The following is a 17,351-nucleotide window of genomic DNA, read 5'->3' on the forward strand; positions in this document are numbered from 1 at the left end:
GTGAAGGCCGGGCCCGTCACTGCGTCGTCGGATCAGCTGGTGTAGGCCTCCAGTTCGGAGAGCTGGGCCGCCGGCCAGCCGGTGTTCCCGGTGAAGGTCAGCCGCACGTAGCGGGTCGGCGTCCCCGGCAGGGTGACGGTCGCGGTGTTGCCGCTCGACGGGTTGAAGGTGTAACCCGCCGATGCCTTCAGCGAGTTGTACGTGGAGTTGTCGGTGCTGCCCGTGACGCCGATGGTCTGCGTGCGGGTGGCCCAGGCGGCGGCCGGGGGCAGTTTCAGCACCAGCCGCTTGACGGCCTTGGCGGCGCCGAGGTCCACGGTGACGGACTGCGGGAAGGCGTTGTTGCGGCTCTCCCAGTAGCTGTTGGCGTTGCCGTCCACCGCGTTGGCCGCGCCGTACACATCGACGTGACTGGTCTCGGTGACCGTACGTCCCTGGGCGAGGTTGCCCGTCTCCTCGGGCGGGTCCGTCGGGTCCGGGGGGTCGGTCGGGTCGGGCGGGTCCGTGGGACCGCCGCTCCCGGGCACCCCGCCGTTGGTCCACACCGGGTCCGGCCAGACACCGGTGCAGGCGGGCGGGTTCGCGTACCAGCCGGAGTTGCCGGTGCCCTGGGTGATCTGGAAGCCGCTGCCGACGCAGTTGTGGATCGGGTTGGACTGGGCGATGTGCGTGGCGACGACCTTGTTGAACGAGGCCGTGCCCGGCGACTGGATCTGCAGGGCGTACGTACCGGCGCCGTCGATCTTGATGTTGTCGAAGTGCAGCCCGTTGGACGCGCCCTCGATCAGGTGGATCGCGGCGTAGGAACTGTCCAGGATCTCGCTGTCGGTGATGTTGATCGTGGCGTTGCTGATCGGCTCGTTGAGACCGCTGAACCAGATCGCACCGACGCCGAAGCGCCAGTTGAAGTCGTTGTTGCCGGTGCGGATCAGGGTGTTGCGGGCGGCCGTGTGGGTGCCCGAGACCGCGGTGCCCCGACCGGAGTTGACGCCCGGATAGCGGTTGGCGATGTGCAGCCCGCCGCCGTTGCTGATGGTGTCCGACATGACGTTGTCGGAGATCGTGATGTCCTTGCCGCCGTAGGTCACGATGTTGTTGGCGAGGATCGGCAGGATCACGGTGTTGAACGTGAACTTGTTCTTCACGTTCGGGATGTTCTCCGCCCACATGGCCAGACCGTCGTCACCGGTGTTGCGTACGAAGGTGTTGGTCACGGTGGAGTTCGTGACGCCGTAGTGGAAGTTGACGCCGTCGGCGGTCTGGTCCAGGATCCGGCTGTTCCTGATGGTGAAGTTGTCCATCGGACCGTCCATCCAGGCGCCGCACTTGGTGTGCTGCATCCAGACGTTGTCGACGACGGAGTTCGACATGGCCCCGCCGATGGCGTTGACCTGGTCGTCGTCCACGCGCTCGCGGATGTCGCCGATGATGGCGAAGTCCTTGAGCGTGACGTTGCTGCTGCCGCCCTGGGCCGCGTACTTGCCGTAGACGCCGACCGCCTTGCTCCGGTCCGTGGGGTGGCGCCCGGTCAGCACGCTGTACCAGGGACCGGCGCCCCGCAATGTCACCTTGTCGACGACGATGTGGTCGTTGACCTGGAAGGTGCCCTGCGGGATGTACACCTCCTTGCCCTGGGTGCGGCCCGCGTCGACCGCCGCCTGGAACTTCGCGGTGGAGTCGGTGTTGCCCGTCGGGTCGGCACCGAAGTCACCCACCACGTCCAGGGCGCCGGAGGGCTTGCCGACCGGCGCGCCGACCTGCTCGAAGTCCGCCAGGTCGATCGTGAAGGAGGGGGAGTTCGCGGTCGAGGTCACCTGGAGCCGGACCTTCGTACCGGCGGCCAGCGTGGACCCGAACATGGTGCGGGTCTCGTCGTAGAAGTGGTGCGGGTTGGTGTCGCCCGGGTTGTTGTTGAAGGGGTACCCGCCGTAGTACCACCCGTACTTCGAGGTCACCGGCACGCTCTTGAGCGAGGAGCCGTTCACCCGCAGGTCGATCGAGGCGTCCCGGCCCGTTCCGGCGGCGTTGTCCGGCAGTGAGTAGCGGAAGGTCATCGCGTTCGCGGGGGCCGTGAGGGTGAACTCCACGTACTCACCCGCCGAGTCGAGCGTGACGGCCTGCCGGCCCGATGCCTCCGAGGGCAGCGAACCGTACAGCCGGTCGGGGCCGATGAGCGCGCCGTTGGTCGCGGCGTACTCGGCTTCCTGTTCCGTGAACGGAACGGTCGCACCCCGGCCGGGTATCCCGACGGGCGACGGTGCGGGGACACCGGCGGCCTGGGCGGGCGGTGCGCCGGCCATCACGACGGCGGCGGCGGTGCCGACGGCGGCGAGGGCCAGGGAGAGGGATGCGGACAGGGAGCGCCTGAGCAGGCGCCGTCCAGGTGGTGAGGTCACGTGTCGGTCGTCCTTGCGGCTCGTGGGGGCTCTGCGGACGCCCCACAGGCTAGGAGCATCTCCGCAAGGAAGTCCACGCTGCTGCGCAAGATTTTGTGTTCAGAGCTCAAATTAATGACTCAGTCGCGTGAATACTGGGCTCGCTCCGGTGAGGGCTCCTTGTGCGTGCCGATCGTCCGGAGGTGTCGCCCGGGTGTGGCGGGTGCGGTCGGGGTGTGCGGGACCGGTGCGGCTTCCGCTCGGCTCCCGATGACCCGCGCGGCGCCTTCAAGAGGTGAAGATTGACATGCCCATTGACAGTGCATCCGCCGTGCTGGCTTCATGTAAGCGACGAATGGGAGCGCTCCCATGATCCTTTGCCTGCCTTACCCCATGAAAGGCAACGACGGATGAAGTTATCGATGAGAAAGCGCCTGGGCGCGGCGGTCGCCGCAGCCGTCACAGCGACAGCCGTGCTGATGACCCTGTCGGGCCCGGTCGCTGCCCAGGCGGCGACAGGCTCACCGCCGGCGACCGCGGCAGTCCCCGCCGCGCAGACGAAGGCCGCTGCCGGAAGCGGCAAGGACTGGCTGCACACCGAGGGCAACCGGATCGTCGACGAGCAGGGCAACCGGGTCTGGCTGACCGGCGCCAACTGGTTCGGCTTCAACGCCACCGAACGCGTCTTCCACGGACTGTGGTCCGCGAATCTGGAGACGGTCACCAGGCAGATGGCGGAACGGGGCATCAACATCGTCCGCGTACCGATCTCCACCCAGCTCCTGCTGGAGTGGAAGGAGGGCCGGGCCGCGGTCTCCAGCGCGGTCAACACGTGGGCGAACCCCGAGCTCAAGGACAGGACGACCCTCCAGGTGTTCGACGCCTTCCTCGCGGTGTCGGAGAAGTACGGCATCAAGGTGATGCTCGACGTACACAGCGCGGAGGCCGACAACTCCGGCCACGTACACCCCGTGTGGTGGAAGGGGGCGATCACCACCGAGCAGTTCTACTCCGCCTGGGAGTGGGTGACCGCCCGCTACCGGACCAACGACACCCTCGTGGCGATGGACATCAAGAACGAGCCGCACGGCAAGCAGTCCGACAGCCCGCGGGCGAAGTGGGACAGCTCCACCGACCAGGACAACTTCAAGTACACCTGCGAGACCGCGGGTAGACGCATCCTCGCGATCAACCCCGATGTCCTCGTCCTGTGCGAGGGCATCGAGATCTACCCCAAGGACGGCGCGAACTGGTCCTCCACCACCGCGACGGACTACCACGGCATGTGGTGGGGCGGGAACCTGCGGGGCGTCGAGGACCACCCGGTCGACCTCGGTGCCCAGCAGGACCAGCTCGTCTACTCGCCGCACGACTACGGGCCACTGGTCTACCAACAGCCCTGGTTCCAGGGCGAGTGGAGCCGCACCACACTGGAGCGCGACGTCTGGGACCCGAACTGGCTCTTCGTGCACAAGACCGGTACCGCACCCCTGCTCATCGGTGAATGGGGCGGCTTCCTCGACAACGGCCCGAACCAGAAGTGGATGACGGCGCTGCGTGACCTCATCGTCGAGAACGGGATCCACCAGACCTTCTGGTGCATCAACCCCAACTCCGGTGACACGGGCGGGCTGTTGAACCACGACTGGTCCACGTGGGACGAAGCCAAGTACGCCCTGCTCAAGCCGGCGCTCTGGCAGTCGGCCGGGAAATTCGTCAGCCTCGACCACCAGGTCAGGCTCGGCGGCGCGACCTCCACCACCGGTATCAGCCTGGGCGACCTGTACGGCGGCTGAGTCCAGAACAGCGCTCACAGCACCACCCGTTGACCGTCCCGGGGCGCCGATGAAACCCCACCGCCTCGGCACCCCGGGACTCCCACGGCACATCCCCGGCCCTCCGGGCCACCGACTTCCTCGAACGCACCTCGGCCGGCCTCACCGCTCCGGCGGTGGCGGAGCGCCCGTCCCCAGGGCGTTGATGAGGAGCAGGGCGATGTCATCGGTGCCGGGTGTGTACCGCTCCGCGTACCGCACGAGCGTGTCGGCCACGTCGTCCATGTCCTGGTCGAGCGCCAGCGCGAAGTGCTCGGCCAGCTCGGCCGTCGCGTCGTCGAAGTCCACCCCCGGAGTCTCCACGAGGCCGTCCGTGAACAGGGCGAGCGTCGCACCCGGCGGCAGTGCGATCTCGGCCGTCGGGTAGCGGGACGCCGGGTCGATGCCCAGCAGGAGGCCGGGCGGCAGCTCGAGCACCGCCGTCTGTCCGTCCGGCTGCCGCAGGAGCGGTGCGGGGTGACCGGCGGTGGCCAGGACCGCACGGTGCCCGGCGAGGTCGAGATGGACGTACAGACAGCTGGTGAACAGGCCGGGATCGAGATCGGTGAGCAGCCGGTTGGTGCGTGCGAGCACTTCGTCGGGCGGTGCTCCGGCGGAGGCGTGCACGGCTGTACGGACCTGGCCCATGAGCGCGGCGGCGTTCACGTTGTGGCCCTGCACGTCGCCGATGGCTGCCGCGGCCGTCGTGTCGTCCAGCCGGATCAGGTCGTAGAAGTCCCCGCCGATGCCCGTGCCGCGGGCGGCCGGGAGGTAGCGGGCTGCGACGTCCAGCCCGGGGATGCGGGGCAGGGTGTGGGGGAGGAGGTGTGCCTGCAGGCTGTGCGCGAGCCTGTCCTTGGTGTCGTAGAGGCGTGCGCGGTCGAGCGCCTGGGCCATCAGGCCGGCGATGGACGTGAGCAGGGCACGTTCCTCGGGCGGGAAGTCGTGGGGCCGGTCGTAGGAGAGCACCAGTGAGCCGATGGGGTGCCCGGAGACGACCAGGGGGAGAAAGGCGCAGGCGGCGACCGTCTCCCGGAGGACGAGTGCGGGGTAGGCGCGCTCCAGCTCCCGCGCAGTGGCGAAGAAGGCGGGGACGCCCGTGGTCAGCACGTGCGCGGCGGGGTTGTCCGCGGACAGCGGCACACCGTCGAAGCCTTCCAGGAGCGCGGCCCGGCTGCCGCGGCCGCCCTCGATCCGCAGCCGTCCCTGGTCCGATGTCAGCACGATGAGGGAGTGGATCCGGAAGGCGGGCATGAGCTGGTCGCCGGCCAGCTCGATCACGTCCCGGGTGCCGACGGCCTCGGTGAGGGTCGCGGCGAGGTGCATCAGGTGGTAGAGGGCGGTGGCCCGGCTGGGCGTCGAGGGTGTCGGTGCCGCCTGCGGCAGCGGGGAGTCCGCCGAGTCGGGTTTGACGGCGGGAAGGATCCGGACGCTGATGCCCGTGGCGTTCGGGAAGAGGTGGAAGGAGAGCCACCGGTCCGGGGGGCGCAGAGCGGTGAAGGACGTCTGCTGGCGGCTGATGACCGCGGCCCGGTAGTGGTCCTCGATGGCGGGATTGTCCATCCAGGGGAGCGACACCCACGGCAGGGTGCCCAGGACGTCCTCAGGGCGGGCCCCGAGCAGCTCCGCGGCCGCGGGGGTGAGGAAGCTGACGGTCCCGTCCATCTTCAGTGCGCAGCTTCCCCCGGGCAGCCGCCGGACGAACTCCATCGCTGCCGAGCCCTCGGCCGGATCAGGGACCGGCGGCTCCGGCGGGGGCAGCACCCGCGGCTGGGCCCCCGGCAGCACGGGGTGGCCGATGCTCTCGGACTGCTGCATGAGCATGCCGATGTTGCGGCAGCCGCGGACCACGGCATCACGTTCCCGGGGCGCCAGCTGAGGCGGGTGCGAGCCGGGCCACAGCAGGACCAGCCCGCCCCAGTCGGTGTCTCCCGTACGGATCGGCGCGGCGGCCAGCGAGAACCGGTACGGCAGGACCAGGGCGGGGCGAGGGTAGCGGCGCGCCAGTTCCTCCTGGCTGCCGAGCCAGATCAGACACCGGTGGCGCACGGCGTCGGACACCGGTATCGGTGCGGACAGCGTGACCCGGTTCCAGGGAATGGCCAGCTGGCCCGGCGCTCCGGCCAGCACCGTCAGGCGCAGTGTGGTCTCGTTCTTCGGCAGCAGGTACAGCATGGCCACGGAAGCGCCGGCCTCCCGGACGACATGGGCCACGGGGTCGTCCAGAAGCTCCGTGCCGGAACCCGTGGCGGCGACGGAGGCCTCATGGTTCTGCACGTCCTCCAGCCTCCCCTGTGACAAGCGGCTGCGCACCCGCTGGCGGGACAGGGCGTGTACGAGCCCGGGTCGAACCGGCTGGACGAGTTGGACGGTGCCTCCCACGCGGCCGGGAGGTGTGTGGGGTGGGTCACATTGACAGTCTCCAGGATTCTAGATCCTATAGGAAATAGAGAAAGGGAGCCGAGATGACTCACACCGCAGAAACCTGGCCGATTGCCGCCGCCCTCCTGCAGTTTCCGAACGTGGGGGCGGACGGTGTCTCCACCCAGGAACAGACCGCTCAGCAGTGGGCGGAAACGCTGCAGGAGGTCGTGGACGCGGGGTTCAGTGAGGTCGACCTCACGGACGGCTGGCTCCGACCGGGTGACCTCGCCCCCGCGCGCATCGAGGAACTGAGGAAGACGCTCTCCGGGATCGGTCTGACGGCTCCTGCCATCTCCGCCATCCGCCGCAGCGTCATCGACCCCGTCGACGGCGATGCGAACCTCGCCTACTCGCACCGCACCATCGAGGCGGCAGCCGCCCTCGGAGTCCCGCTGGTCTCGGTCGGTCTGCACCGGCCGCTCACTCCCGAGCAGCAGGCCGTGCTCTGGTTCTGGACGGTCCCGGGTCCCCAGGACCCGGTCGGTGATCGCGAGACCTGGGACAAGGCCGTCACCCGCCTGCGCGAACTCGCCGACCACGCGGCGTCGGTGGGAGTCGAGCTGTCCCTGGAGATGTACGAGGACACCTACCTCGGCACGGCCGACTCCTCGGTCGCCCTGCTCACCGACATCGGCCGCGACAACGTCGGCCTCAATCCGGATCTCGGCAACCTCATCCGGATGCAGCGCCCCATCGAGTCCTGGGAGTCGATGGTCACCAAGACGCTGCCGCACGCCAACTACTGGCATGTGAAGAGCTACTACCGCGTCGAGGACCCCGCTTCGGGAACCGTGCTGACCTCCCCGGCCCCCATGGAGTCCGGGTTCGTCAGCTACCGCCGGGCCGTCCGGATCGCCCTCGCGCACGGCTACACCGGCGCGTTCTGCGTGGAGCACTACGGCGGCGACGGCCTCAGTGTGGCCGCCTCCAACCGCGACTACCTCAGGCGCATCCTGCCCCGCCGCGCCGGCGTCTGAGCAGCGCACGGCGTCCCTCGCGATCCGGACGGCCGGCGGCGCTGGCACCGCTCCGTGCGCCGGCGGCGGTGGGGTGTGCCCCGAAGCAGGCCCCGCCTCGCTCCCGGCCGCCCCCTGCCGAGCCGCCCCGGGCGAACGACGCATTCCCGCACCCCCGTACCTCCGACAAGGAGCCCCCCTGTCATGACCCGGCTTTTCGACGACCCCGACCGCTTCAGCGAGGACCAGTTGCGGGGCTTCGCCGCGGCCTATCCGGAGCACGTCACCGTGGTGCCCGGGGGAGTCGTCCGCACCCGCCGGCCGGGTGCGGGCCGGGTCGCGGTCGTCGTCGGCGGAGGTTCCGGGCACTACCCCGCCTTCAGCGGGCTGGTGGGCGAAGGGCTCGCGTCGGGCGCCGTGGTCGGCAACATCTTCACTTCGCCGTCCGCACGGCAGGCCGAGTCCGTCGCGCGGGCAGCCGACACCGGCGGCGGAGTCCTCTTCTCGTTCGGCAACTACGCGGGCGACCGCATGAACTTCGGCATGGCCCAGGCACGGCTGCTCGACGCGGGCATCGACACCCGCACGGTCCGGGTCACCGACGACGTGGCCAGCGCCCCCGCCGAGCAGCGCGCCGAACGCCGGGGCATAGCAGGCGACTTCGCTGTCTTCAAGGTGGCCGGGGCGGCTGCCGAGGAAGGACTCGCCCTGGACGACGTCGAAGTCGCCGCCCGCCACGCCAACGACCGTACGTACTCCTTCGGCATAGCCTTCGAGGGCTGCACCATGCCCGGCGCCGATACGCCGCTGTTCACGGTCCCCGAGGGCAAGATGGCCATCGGCCTCGGTATCCACGGTGAACCCGGCGTGCGCGACGCCGACATGGCCGATGCCCCTGCCATCGCCCGCACGCTCGTCGAACGGTTGCTCGCCGAGCGCCCCCGAGGGGCGGGAGCGCGCGTCGCCGTGATCCTCAACGGACTGGGCGCCACCAAATACGAGGAACTGTTCCTGCTGTGGGGCCACGTCGCCGACGCGCTGGCCGAGGCCGGGCTCACAGCGGTGAGGCCCGAGGTCGGCGAGCTCGTCACCAGCCTCGACATGGCCGCGTGCTCACTCACCCTGATGTGGCTCGACGAGGACCTGGAGCGCTGGTGGTGTGCCGCCGCCGACGCCCCCGGCTTCAGCCGTCTGCCCCTGCCCGAGCCCTCGGACCGGGCTCACCTCCTGCCCGAGGAACAGCCCGAGGTCCCGGTCACCGAGGGGGACGCCGAGTCGCGCGCTGCCGCTGCCGCCGTCCTGGCAGCCCTGCGCGCGCTGCGCACCGCGCTGCACGAGGCCGCCCCGGAACTCGGCCGCATCGACGCGGTCGCCGGGGACGGTGACCACGGGCGTGGCATGAGCAAGGGGATCGACGCGGCCGTGCGCGCCGCCGAGGAGGCGGACTCGCGGAAGGCGGGTGCCCGTTCGCTGCTCAGTGCCGCAGCGGACGCCTGGGCCGACGAGGCCGGGGGCACGTCCGGCGTGCTGTGGGGCGTCGCCCTGCGGGCTCTCGCCCAGGAGCTCGGTGACACCGGCCGGGCCGACGGCGTGCGCGCCGCGGCGGGTGCCCGTGCCGCTCTCGACGCGGTGACCTCGCTGGGCGGCGCGAAGCCCGGGGACAAGACCCTCGTCGACACCCTCGTCCCCCTCGTCGACACCTTCACCGCGGAGGTCGCACGCGGTGGCGACCCCCGAACCGCCTTTGCGGGGGCCGCAGTCGTGGCCACCGCCGCGGCCGCATCCACCGCGGCCCTCACGCCGCGCCTCGGTCGCGCCCGCCCGCTGGCCGAACGCAGCGTCGGTACCCCCGATGCCGGGGCGCTCTCCCTGGCCCTGTGCGCCCGCACCGTCGCGGCAGTGCTCGGCAACGGCTGAGTGACGACGGCGTACCCCGCCCGACAACCACGTTCCCACGCCAACAACTCCACGGGACATACGAGATGACGCACCATCAGAATTCTGCACCGCTCCGCATGGTCATCGGCTGCGACGACGCCGGATACGAGTACAAGGAAGCTCTCAAGGCCGATCTGGAGGCCGACCCGCGCGTCGCGTCCGTCCTCGACATCGGGGTGGCTGCGGACGAGCACACCGCGTACCCGCACATCGGTGTGGCAGCCGCCCGTATGGTCGCCGGCAAGGAGGCCGACCGTGCCCTCCTGTTGTGCGGAACCGGGCTCGGTGTCGCGATCAGCGCCAACAAGGTGCGCGGTGTCCGCGCCGTCACGGCACATGACAGCTTCTCCGTCGAGCGCGCGGTCCTGAGCAACAACGCCCAGGTCCTGACCATGGGCCAGCGGGTCATCGGCCTCGAGCTGGCCCGCCGGCTGGTGCGCGAGTGGCTCGGCTACCGCTTCGACGCGTCCTCGCCGTCGAGCGGGAAGATCGACGTCCTCGATGCCTACGACACGTCCGAGGGCTCCGGCCTCGGGGACGAGCCCGCCGCCGGCTGCTGACGCCCCGCCCGGCACCCGTACGCCCGTGGCGTCGGCACACCCCCTGCCACCACTTACAACGACGTAAGGACGCGCCCCCCCATGTCTCCACTCGTCCCGCCCGGGACCGACATCCTGGCGGCGGCGACCACGCCCTGGACCGGGCACGACACCCGGCTCATCATCATGGTTGCCCTCGCCATCGGCGTGATCATCTCGCTGATCGCGCTGCTCGACTTCCACCCGTTCGTCGCCCTCATCGGCGGTTCCATCGTCCTCGGCATAGGCTCCGGCACCGAACTGGCCGCGGTCGTCGACTCGTTCGGTGCCGGAATGGGGGCCACACTCGGTTCCACCGGCGGCCTGATCGCGCTCGGAGCGATCCTCGGCAAACTCCTGGCCGACTCAGGAGGCGTCGACCGCATCGTCGACACCATCGGCTCGCGCTCGGGACCCCGGCTGATGCCCTGGTCGATGGCGCTCATAGCCGCGGTCATCGGCCTGCCGATGTTCTTCGAGGTGGGCCTCGTGCTGCTGGTGCCGATCATCGTGGTCATGGCCCGGAGGACGAACACCCCGCTGGTCCTGCTCGCCGTGCCCGCCCTCGCGGGCCTCGGCACCATGCACGCCTTCGTGCCGCCCCACCCCGGTCCGCTCGTCGCTGTCAGCGCGCTCAGCGCCGACGTCGGCACCACGCTCGGCCTCGGCCTGCTCGCGGCCGTCCCCACCGTCATCATCGCGGGCCCGCTGTACGGGCGGTTCATCGCGCGCCATGTGCGCACCGAGGCCCCGGCGGAGCTGGTCGCCTCCCTCGTCAAGGAGGCCGACCAGGCGCGGGACGGGGCCCAGGCCCGTCGCCTGCCGGGCTTCGCCACATCCGTCGGCGCGGTTGCCCTGCCCGTCGTGCTGATGCTCGCCAAGTCGGTCGTCGACATCGCGTTCCCCGGCGACGCCTGGTACAACCACCTGCTGGACTTCCTCGGCACGCCGCTCATCGCGATGTTCGTCGCCGTCCTCGTCGCCATGGTCGTCTTCGGCTTCCGGCTCGGCCGCAGCCGGGCGGAGGTCCGCACCGTCGTGAGCGCCGGACTGCCGGCCGTCGCAGGCATCCTCCTCATCGTCGGCGCGGGCGGAGGCTTCAAGCAGATCATCGTGGACACCGGCGTGGCCGAGGCCATCGGCAAGTTCGCCGCCGCGGCGGACATGCCGTTGCTCGTCCTCGGCTGGCTGCTCGCCGTGCTGATCCGGCTGGCCACCGGCTCGGCCACCGTTGCCACCACCGCGGCGGCGGGCATCATGGCTCCGATGGTGGCGGGCACCCCACCGGTGGAGGCCTCCCTGATCGCGCTCGCGGTAGGGGCGGGATCGCTCTTCTTCTCGCATGTCAACGACGCCGGTTTCTGGCTGGCGAAGGAGTACTTCGGGATGAGCGTCTCCCAGAACATCAAGACCTGGTCGGCCCTGTCGACGATCGTCGCCGTGACGGGCCTGGCCATGTCCCTGCTCATGTACGCGCTCTTCGTCTGACGCCGGGGCGCGACACCCGCACAGTGCGGCGCCCCGTCCGAGTACCCGGCCCCGACAAGAGAATCCGTCCACACGGCCCCTCACGGCCGTACCCGCAAGGAAGAAGCATCCGATGTCCGCTGAGACCTCCACCCCGACCACTGCCGTACTCGGCCTCGGCGCCATGGGCCTGCCCATGGCCAACCGCCTCGCCGGCGCCTTCCCGGTCCTGGCCTTCGACGTCTTCGAGGAGCGGCGCGCCCTCGCCGTGCAGGGCGGAGCCACGGCCGCCGCCACGCCGGCCGATGCCGCGCGGGGTGCCGATGTCGTGGTCATCGCCGTACGGGACCAGGAACAGCTGGAGTCCTGTCTGTTCGGTGGCGGGATCGTCGAGCACGGCGCCGCCGAGTCGCTGCGCAGCGGTGCGGTCGTCGTGGTCACCTCGACCGTCGGCGTCGACGCAGTGCAGGACGTCGCGGCGCGCCTCGCCGAGCAGGGAGTGCACCTGGTCGACGCTCCCGTCAGCGGCGGCGCCGTACGCGCCGGGACGGGCGACCTGCTCATCATGGTCGGCGCGGACGACGCGGCCCTTGAGCCGGCCCGGGCCGTCCTCTCCCGGCTCGGCTCCACGCTGCACATCGTCGGACCGCGCATCGGTGACGGTCAGATCATGAAGACGGTCAATCAGCTCCTGTGCGGTATCCACACCGCGGCCGCCGCCGAGTCCCTCGCGCTCGCCCGTGCCCTCGGGATCGACCTGGACCGCGCCGTCGACGTCCTCGGCCAGGGCGCGGCAGCGTCCTTCATGCTGGCCGACCGTGGTCCGCGCATGGCCCAGCAGTACGAGGTGAAGGAGGACGGCACCGGCGGGCCGGAGCTGCGCTCCCGGCTGGACATCATCCGCAAGGACATGAACATCGTGGTGTCCCTCGCCAAGAAGGCCGGTGTCGCGACTTCCGTGGCCGCCGCGGCGGACCAGCTCTACCAGCTCGCCATCAGCCAGGGTCTGGCCGCCGAGGACGACTCGGCGCTGGTCACCCTGCTGTCCCCGCGCACCGCGCGCTGAACGGCCCCGTCAGGGGCGGTCGCAGCCGTTCCGACTAGGCTGAGGGCGCGGTCAGCCGGCAGCGTCCGGCATGTCACAGGGAGAGTCAAGGATGGGTCCAGCCGACAGGCAGGTACGTCAGCCCGGTCTCGGCAGGACCGTCCTCATGGATGAGGCGTACGACGCGTTGCTCGCCCTGATTCTCGACGAGGGCCTGGAACCGGGTACGCCCCTGCGCATCGACACCATCGCCAAGGACTGGGGCGTCTCGCCGACGCCGCTGCGCGAGGCCCTCGCCAAGCTGGAGAACACCGGCCTGGTCGTGCGTGTCCCGCACCGCGGCTACACGGTCGCCCCGCTTCTGGACGACGGCGGGTTCCGCGAACTGATGGGTGCCCGGCTGCTGATCGAGCCGTACAGCGCCCGCCAGGCCTGTGAGCGGGACGCGGCGGGGACGGCGCGCGCGCTGGCCGCGAGCCACCAGTTGATGGAAGCGGCGGCGGTGCAGCGCGTGGCGGACGACTTCCGCGCCTACCTGCAGGCGGACTCGGCCTTCCACGCGACGATCGCCCGCGCCGCGGGCAATCGTTTCCTGAGTGCCGCGATCGACCCGCTGGGCGCACACATCCAGCGCTTCCGCCGTTTCACCGGCGGCCGGGTGAGCGACACGGAGGAGGCGCTCGCCGAACACGCCGCGGTCCTGGGTGCGTTCGAGGCGGCGGACGCGGAAGGCTGCGAGGCCGCGATGCGCGCGCACCTCGAAGGTGTGGCGCACCGGGCGTTCGGTCACTGACGCCCGCGTTCCAGGTGACTGTTCCTCCCTGGCGTTCCTGAGGCGCCGAAGCGGCTGCGTACTGCCCCGAGCGGAGCTGCAGCCGCTCTTCGGCATGCCCGGAATCTTTCATTCCGGATTGATGAGAATGACACCTGCAACCTCTTGACCTGGATCTTTCCTCCTGTGCATGCTGCACGCACCATTTTGTCAATGGCGTGAACTTATTCGGCCTGCCTACCCGACCCCCGACGCGGTGTACGGCATCCACGGGCCGGGAGCAGGAGACCCATGAACCACTGGAACGACCGATCGCTCGGCGCCGACGAGCGCATCGAAGCCCTCATGGCCGCGATGACACAGGCCGAGAAGCTGGCCCAGCTGGGCAGCTACTGGGCCAAGGCCAACGTCGGCAGCGGAGACGCCCGGGTCGCCCCGATCGAAGAAGCCCTCGCCGCCCGGTCCGGCGAGTCCGACGCCCTCGCCCACGGCATCGGCCACCTCACCCGTCCCTACGGCACCCGCCCGCTCACCCCCGAGGAAGGCCGCACCGAACTCGTACGCCTGCAACGGCTGCTGACCGACACCACCCGTCTGGGCATCCCCGCCATCGCCCATGAGGAGTGCCTGACAGGATTCGCCGCCTTCGGTGCCACCGTCTACCCCACGCCCCTGGCCTGGGCCGCGACCTTCGACACCGCCCTGATCGAGCGGATGGGCGCGGCGATCGGCCGTGACATGGGGTCCGTCGGCGTCCACCAGGGCCTCGCCCCGGTCCTGGACGTCGTACGGGACTACCGCTGGGGCCGAGTCGAGGAGACTCTCGGCGAGGACCCGTATCTGACCGGGCTCATCGGCACCGCCTATGTCCGCGGGGTGCAGTCCCAGGGCGTCATCGCCACGCTCAAGCACTTCGCCGGGCACGCGGCCTCGCGGGGCGCCCGCAATCACGCGCCCGTCTCCATCGGCGCCCGTGAGATGGCCGACGTCATCCTGCCGCCGTTCGAGATGGCCGTACGCGAGGGTGCTGTCGGCTCGGTGATGAACACCTACACCGACCAGGACGGCGTCCCCGCCTGCGCCGACGAGCACCTTCTGACGACCGTGCTGCGCGAGCAGTGGGGGTTCACCGGCACGGTGGTCTCCGACTACGGGTCGATCGCGTTCCTCCACACCATGCACCGGGTCGCCGCCGACGAGGCGGACGCGGCCCGCGTCGCCCTGAGCGCCGGCATGGACGTCGAACTTCCCAACACCCGCTGCTACGGCGCCCCTCTCGCCCAGCAGCTCGACGGCGGGCAGGTCGCGCCCGAGCTCCTGGACCGTGCCGTCGAACGCGTCCTGCGCCACAAGCTCCGGCTCGGGCTCCTGGACGCCGACTACAGCCCGGAGGCGGACGCCGGGGTCGGTACTCCCGTCGACCTCGACTCCCCGGCCAACCGTGCGCTCGCCCGCACGGTCGCCGAGCGTTCCGTCGTCCTGCTGGCCAACGAGGGCGCCGCTCTGCCCCTGGACGCCGCCCGGACGCCCGGCATCGCTCTCATCGGCCCAGGCGCCGACGACTCCGGTACCTTCCTGGGCTGCTACTCCTTCCCCAACCACGTCCTGCCCAAGCACCCCGGCCACCCGGCGGGCCTCGCCCTGCCCAGCCTGCGCGAGGCGTTCACCGCTGAGCTGCCGGACATCACCTTCACCTACGAGCAGGGCTGCGCGGTCAGCGGCGACGACCGCTCCGGCCTGCCCGCCGCCGTCCGTGCCGCCGGCTCGGCGGACCTGGCGCTGGTCGTCGTCGGAGACCGCTCCGGGATGTTCGGGAACGGCACCTCGGGGGAGGGGTGCGACGCGCCGGACCTCGCGCTTCCCGGTGTGCAGGCACAGCTGGTCGAGGAGGTACTGGCCACCGGCGTCCCGGTCGTCCTGCTCGTCGTCTCCGGCCGCCCCTACGCCCTCGGAGGGCTTGCAGAACGCTGTGCGGCTGTCGTCCAGTCGTTCATGCCCGGCGAGGAGGGCGGTCCCGCGCTGGCCCGCGTCCTGTCCGGTCGGGCCGTCCCGAGCGGCAAGTTGCCCGTCCAGATCCCGGCCACCCCGGGGAGCAGCCCGGGCACCTACCTCAACCCGCCCCTCGGCCGCCACAGCGACGGCATCAGCGTCCTCGACAACACGCCGCTCTACCCCTTCGGGCACGGCATCTCCTACACCACGTTCGGCTACGAGGACCTGCGGGTCGCCCACGGCGGGCTCGTCCCCACCGACGGGTTCATCGAGGTCTCATGCCTCGTGCGCAACACGGGCGAGTACGCCGGCCGGGAGACCGTCCAGCTCTACTACGACGACCCGGTCGCCCAGGTCGCCCGCCCCACGCAGCAGCTGGCCGCCTTCGCCACCGTCGAGCTCGAGCCCGGCGCGCACGCCCTGGTGGCCTTCCGGGTGCACGCGGACCAGACCTCGTACACGAAGGACGCCTCGGGCGACGGGCGGCGCATCGTCGAGCCCGGTGCCCTCCGCCTGATGCTCGGCTCCTCCAGCGGCGACATCCGGCTGAGTGCCGACATCGAACTGACGGGACCCCAGCGCACGGTCGGCGCGGACCGCCACCTCAGCCACTCGTAGCCCCCTCGCGCACGCCCTCCCCCCTCGACAGGAAGCAGTCCTCACCGTGACCACGGACACCCTCGGCAGCACCAAGGACGCGCCCCCACCCGGCGAGCACATCGCCGGTGCGCAGACTCCCCGGCCCCGGCTCGTCGTCGGCATGGCGGCAGGCCAGCTCGGCCTGTTCCTGGCCCTTCTGACGCCCATCCTGGTCAGCCTGCAGCTCAAGGTGCAGTCGATCGTCCCCGAGGACGACCAGGTGGCCTCGCTCGGCATCGTCACCACGACGGGCGCGGTGGCCGCGATGCTGGCGAACCCGTTCTTCGGGCGTCTCAGCGACCGCACCACCAGCCGCTTCGGTCGCCGCAGGCCGTGGCTGGTCCTCGGAATGCTCGGGCTGCTCCTCGGACTGATGATCATCGCGACGGCGAGCAGCGTCGCCGTCGTCACGGTCGGCTTCGTCATCGCCTCCGCGTCCGCCAACGGGGCGCTGGCCGCCTTTGTCGCGACCGTCGCCGACAACGTCCCGGAGCACAAGCGCGGCAAGATCAGCGGGCTGCTCGGCATCATGCAGAACCTGGCGCCCACCGCGGGTACCTGGATCGCCAGGTCCTTCACCGATCAGATGCTGCTGCTCTTCCTGGTCCCCAGCGTCATAGGCGTCCTCCTGGTGATCGGCTACGTCCTGGTCCTGCCGGACAAGCCGCTGGAGGAGAAGCCCGCGCGGGAGGGCTTGAAAGCCGTCCTGAACACCTACTGGATCAATCCCAAGCAGCACCCGGACTTCGCCTGGGCCTGGCTCTCGCGCTTCCTGCTGACCCTTGCCAACTGGATGTTCACCACCTTCCGTCTCATCTACCTCCAGCACGAGATGCGGCTCACCGCCGCCGAGGCGACGGAAACCCTGGCCACCGGAGTCCTCGTCTACGGGCTGTGCGTGATGGGCTCCGCGCAGGCCGCAGGATGGCTCTCGGACCGCTTCGGCCGCCGCAAGCCGTTCATCGCCGTCGCCGCGGTGCTCTTCGGCGCCGGCATGCTGATCCTCAGCCGCTCCGACACCATCGCCCTGTTCTACTGCGCGGAGATCGTGCTGGGCCTCGGCTTCGGCACGTACCTCGGTGTCGACCTCGCCCTGGTCATCGATGTGCTGCCGGACCCGGAGAACCCCTCCAAGGACCTCGGGATCTTCAACATCGCGATGTCCGCCCCGCAGATCTTCGCGCCCGCGCTCGGGGCGCTGCTCATCTCCGTGGGAGGCGGTCACAACTACTCGATACTGCTGGTCACGGCCTCACTGGTGTGCCTCGGCGGCGCGCTGGCGATTCTTCCGGTGCGCAAGGTGCGCTGAGCACGACAGTCACCGCACGCACGAGGGCCCGGATGCTGGGGA

The 17,351-nt window shown here is 70.5% G+C and carries 11 protein-coding genes; 9 read left to right on the plus strand and 2 right to left on the minus strand.

What is annotated here, in order from left to right; translation table 11 throughout:
* Positions 1–32 precede the first annotated feature (32 nt).
* Positions 33–2,396, minus strand: coding sequence for a discoidin domain-containing protein (locus ABZS61_RS29425; RefSeq protein ID WP_356427741.1), 2,364 nt, complete (start codon positions 2,394–2,396; stop codon positions 33–35).
* 401 nt (positions 2,397–2,797) lie between these two features.
* Between ABZS61_RS29425 and ABZS61_RS29430 the strand changes: the two genes are divergently transcribed.
* A complete protein-coding gene (locus ABZS61_RS29430) occupies positions 2,798–4,171 on the plus strand; it encodes a glycoside hydrolase family 5 protein (protein ID WP_356427744.1) in 1,374 nt (457 codons plus the stop codon).
* Positions 4,172–4,312: 141 nt separating this feature from the next.
* On the opposite strand, the gene ABZS61_RS29435 is transcribed toward ABZS61_RS29430, so the two are convergent.
* The gene (locus ABZS61_RS29435; protein WP_356427747.1) at positions 4,313–6,466 is read right to left on the minus strand and encodes a SpoIIE family protein phosphatase; all 2,154 of its coding nucleotides are present in this window, start codon (positions 6,464–6,466) and stop codon (positions 4,313–4,315) included.
* A 188-nt stretch (positions 6,467–6,654) separates the two neighbouring features.
* On the opposite strand from ABZS61_RS29435, the gene ABZS61_RS29440 reads away from it, so the two are divergent.
* The 8 genes from ABZS61_RS29440 (at position 6,655) to ABZS61_RS29475 (ending at position 17,309) form a co-directional block, all read left to right on the plus strand.
* Positions 6,655–7,590, plus strand: a complete 936-nt coding sequence (locus tag ABZS61_RS29440) for a sugar phosphate isomerase/epimerase family protein (protein WP_356427749.1) — start codon at positions 6,655–6,657, stop codon at positions 7,588–7,590.
* A gap of 183 nt (positions 7,591–7,773) precedes the next feature.
* Entirely contained in the window at positions 7,774–9,486 is a 1,713-nt protein-coding gene (locus ABZS61_RS29445) for a dihydroxyacetone kinase family protein (protein ID WP_356427752.1), read from the plus strand.
* 65 nt (positions 9,487–9,551) lie between these two features.
* Positions 9,552–10,067, plus strand: a complete 516-nt coding sequence (locus tag ABZS61_RS29450; protein ID WP_356427755.1) for a ribose-5-phosphate isomerase — start codon at positions 9,552–9,554, stop codon at positions 10,065–10,067.
* A gap of 81 nt (positions 10,068–10,148) precedes the next feature.
* Positions 10,149–11,573 (plus strand): gluconate:H+ symporter, encoded by a 1,425-nt coding sequence (locus ABZS61_RS29455; protein WP_356427758.1) that lies wholly within the window; start codon positions 10,149–10,151, stop codon positions 11,571–11,573.
* 112 nt (positions 11,574–11,685) lie between these two features.
* Positions 11,686–12,618, plus strand: a complete 933-nt coding sequence (locus tag ABZS61_RS29460) for an NAD(P)-dependent oxidoreductase (protein ID WP_356427760.1) — start codon at positions 11,686–11,688, stop codon at positions 12,616–12,618.
* 91 nt (positions 12,619–12,709) lie between these two features.
* Positions 12,710–13,390 carry a GntR family transcriptional regulator gene (locus ABZS61_RS29465; RefSeq protein ID WP_356427763.1) on the plus strand — a complete coding sequence of 227 codons (681 nt, stop codon included), beginning with the start codon at positions 12,710–12,712 and terminating at the stop codon, positions 13,388–13,390.
* A gap of 270 nt (positions 13,391–13,660) precedes the next feature.
* Complete coding sequence (locus tag ABZS61_RS29470) at positions 13,661–15,979, plus strand: glycoside hydrolase family 3 N-terminal domain-containing protein (protein WP_356427765.1); 2,319 nt, start codon at positions 13,661–13,663, stop codon at positions 15,977–15,979.
* A 46-nt stretch (positions 15,980–16,025) separates the two neighbouring features.
* A complete protein-coding gene (locus tag ABZS61_RS29475; protein ID WP_356427768.1) occupies positions 16,026–17,309 on the plus strand; it encodes an MFS transporter in 1,284 nt (427 codons plus the stop codon).
* Positions 17,310–17,351: the final 42 nt, after the last annotated feature.

The sequence above is a fragment of the Streptomyces sp. NPDC005566 genome (genome assembly GCF_040605575.1).
In the GTDB taxonomy this organism is placed as follows: domain Bacteria; phylum Actinomycetota; class Actinomycetes; order Streptomycetales; family Streptomycetaceae; genus Streptomyces.

What these genes read in the sequence shown, in the direction of transcription:
- ABZS61_RS29465 (WP_356427763.1), top strand. Translation starts at nt 12,710, where the DNA reads ATGGGTCCAGCCGACAGGCAGGTACGTCAGCCCGGTCTCGGCAGGACC.
- ABZS61_RS29450 (WP_356427755.1), top strand. Translation starts at nt 9,552, where the DNA reads ATGACGCACCATCAGAATTCTGCACCGCTCCGCATGGTCATCGGCTGC.
- ABZS61_RS29445 (WP_356427752.1), top strand. Translation starts at nt 7,774, where the DNA reads ATGACCCGGCTTTTCGACGACCCCGACCGCTTCAGCGAGGACCAGTTG.
- ABZS61_RS29460 (WP_356427760.1), top strand. Translation starts at nt 11,686, where the DNA reads ATGTCCGCTGAGACCTCCACCCCGACCACTGCCGTACTCGGCCTCGGC.
- ABZS61_RS29430 (WP_356427744.1), top strand. Translation starts at nt 2,798, where the DNA reads ATGAGAAAGCGCCTGGGCGCGGCGGTCGCCGCAGCCGTCACAGCGACA.
- ABZS61_RS29470 (WP_356427765.1), top strand. Translation starts at nt 13,661, where the DNA reads ATGAACCACTGGAACGACCGATCGCTCGGCGCCGACGAGCGCATCGAA.
- ABZS61_RS29455 (WP_356427758.1), top strand. Translation starts at nt 10,149, where the DNA reads ATGTCTCCACTCGTCCCGCCCGGGACCGACATCCTGGCGGCGGCGACC.
- ABZS61_RS29440 (WP_356427749.1), top strand. Translation starts at nt 6,655, where the DNA reads ATGACTCACACCGCAGAAACCTGGCCGATTGCCGCCGCCCTCCTGCAG.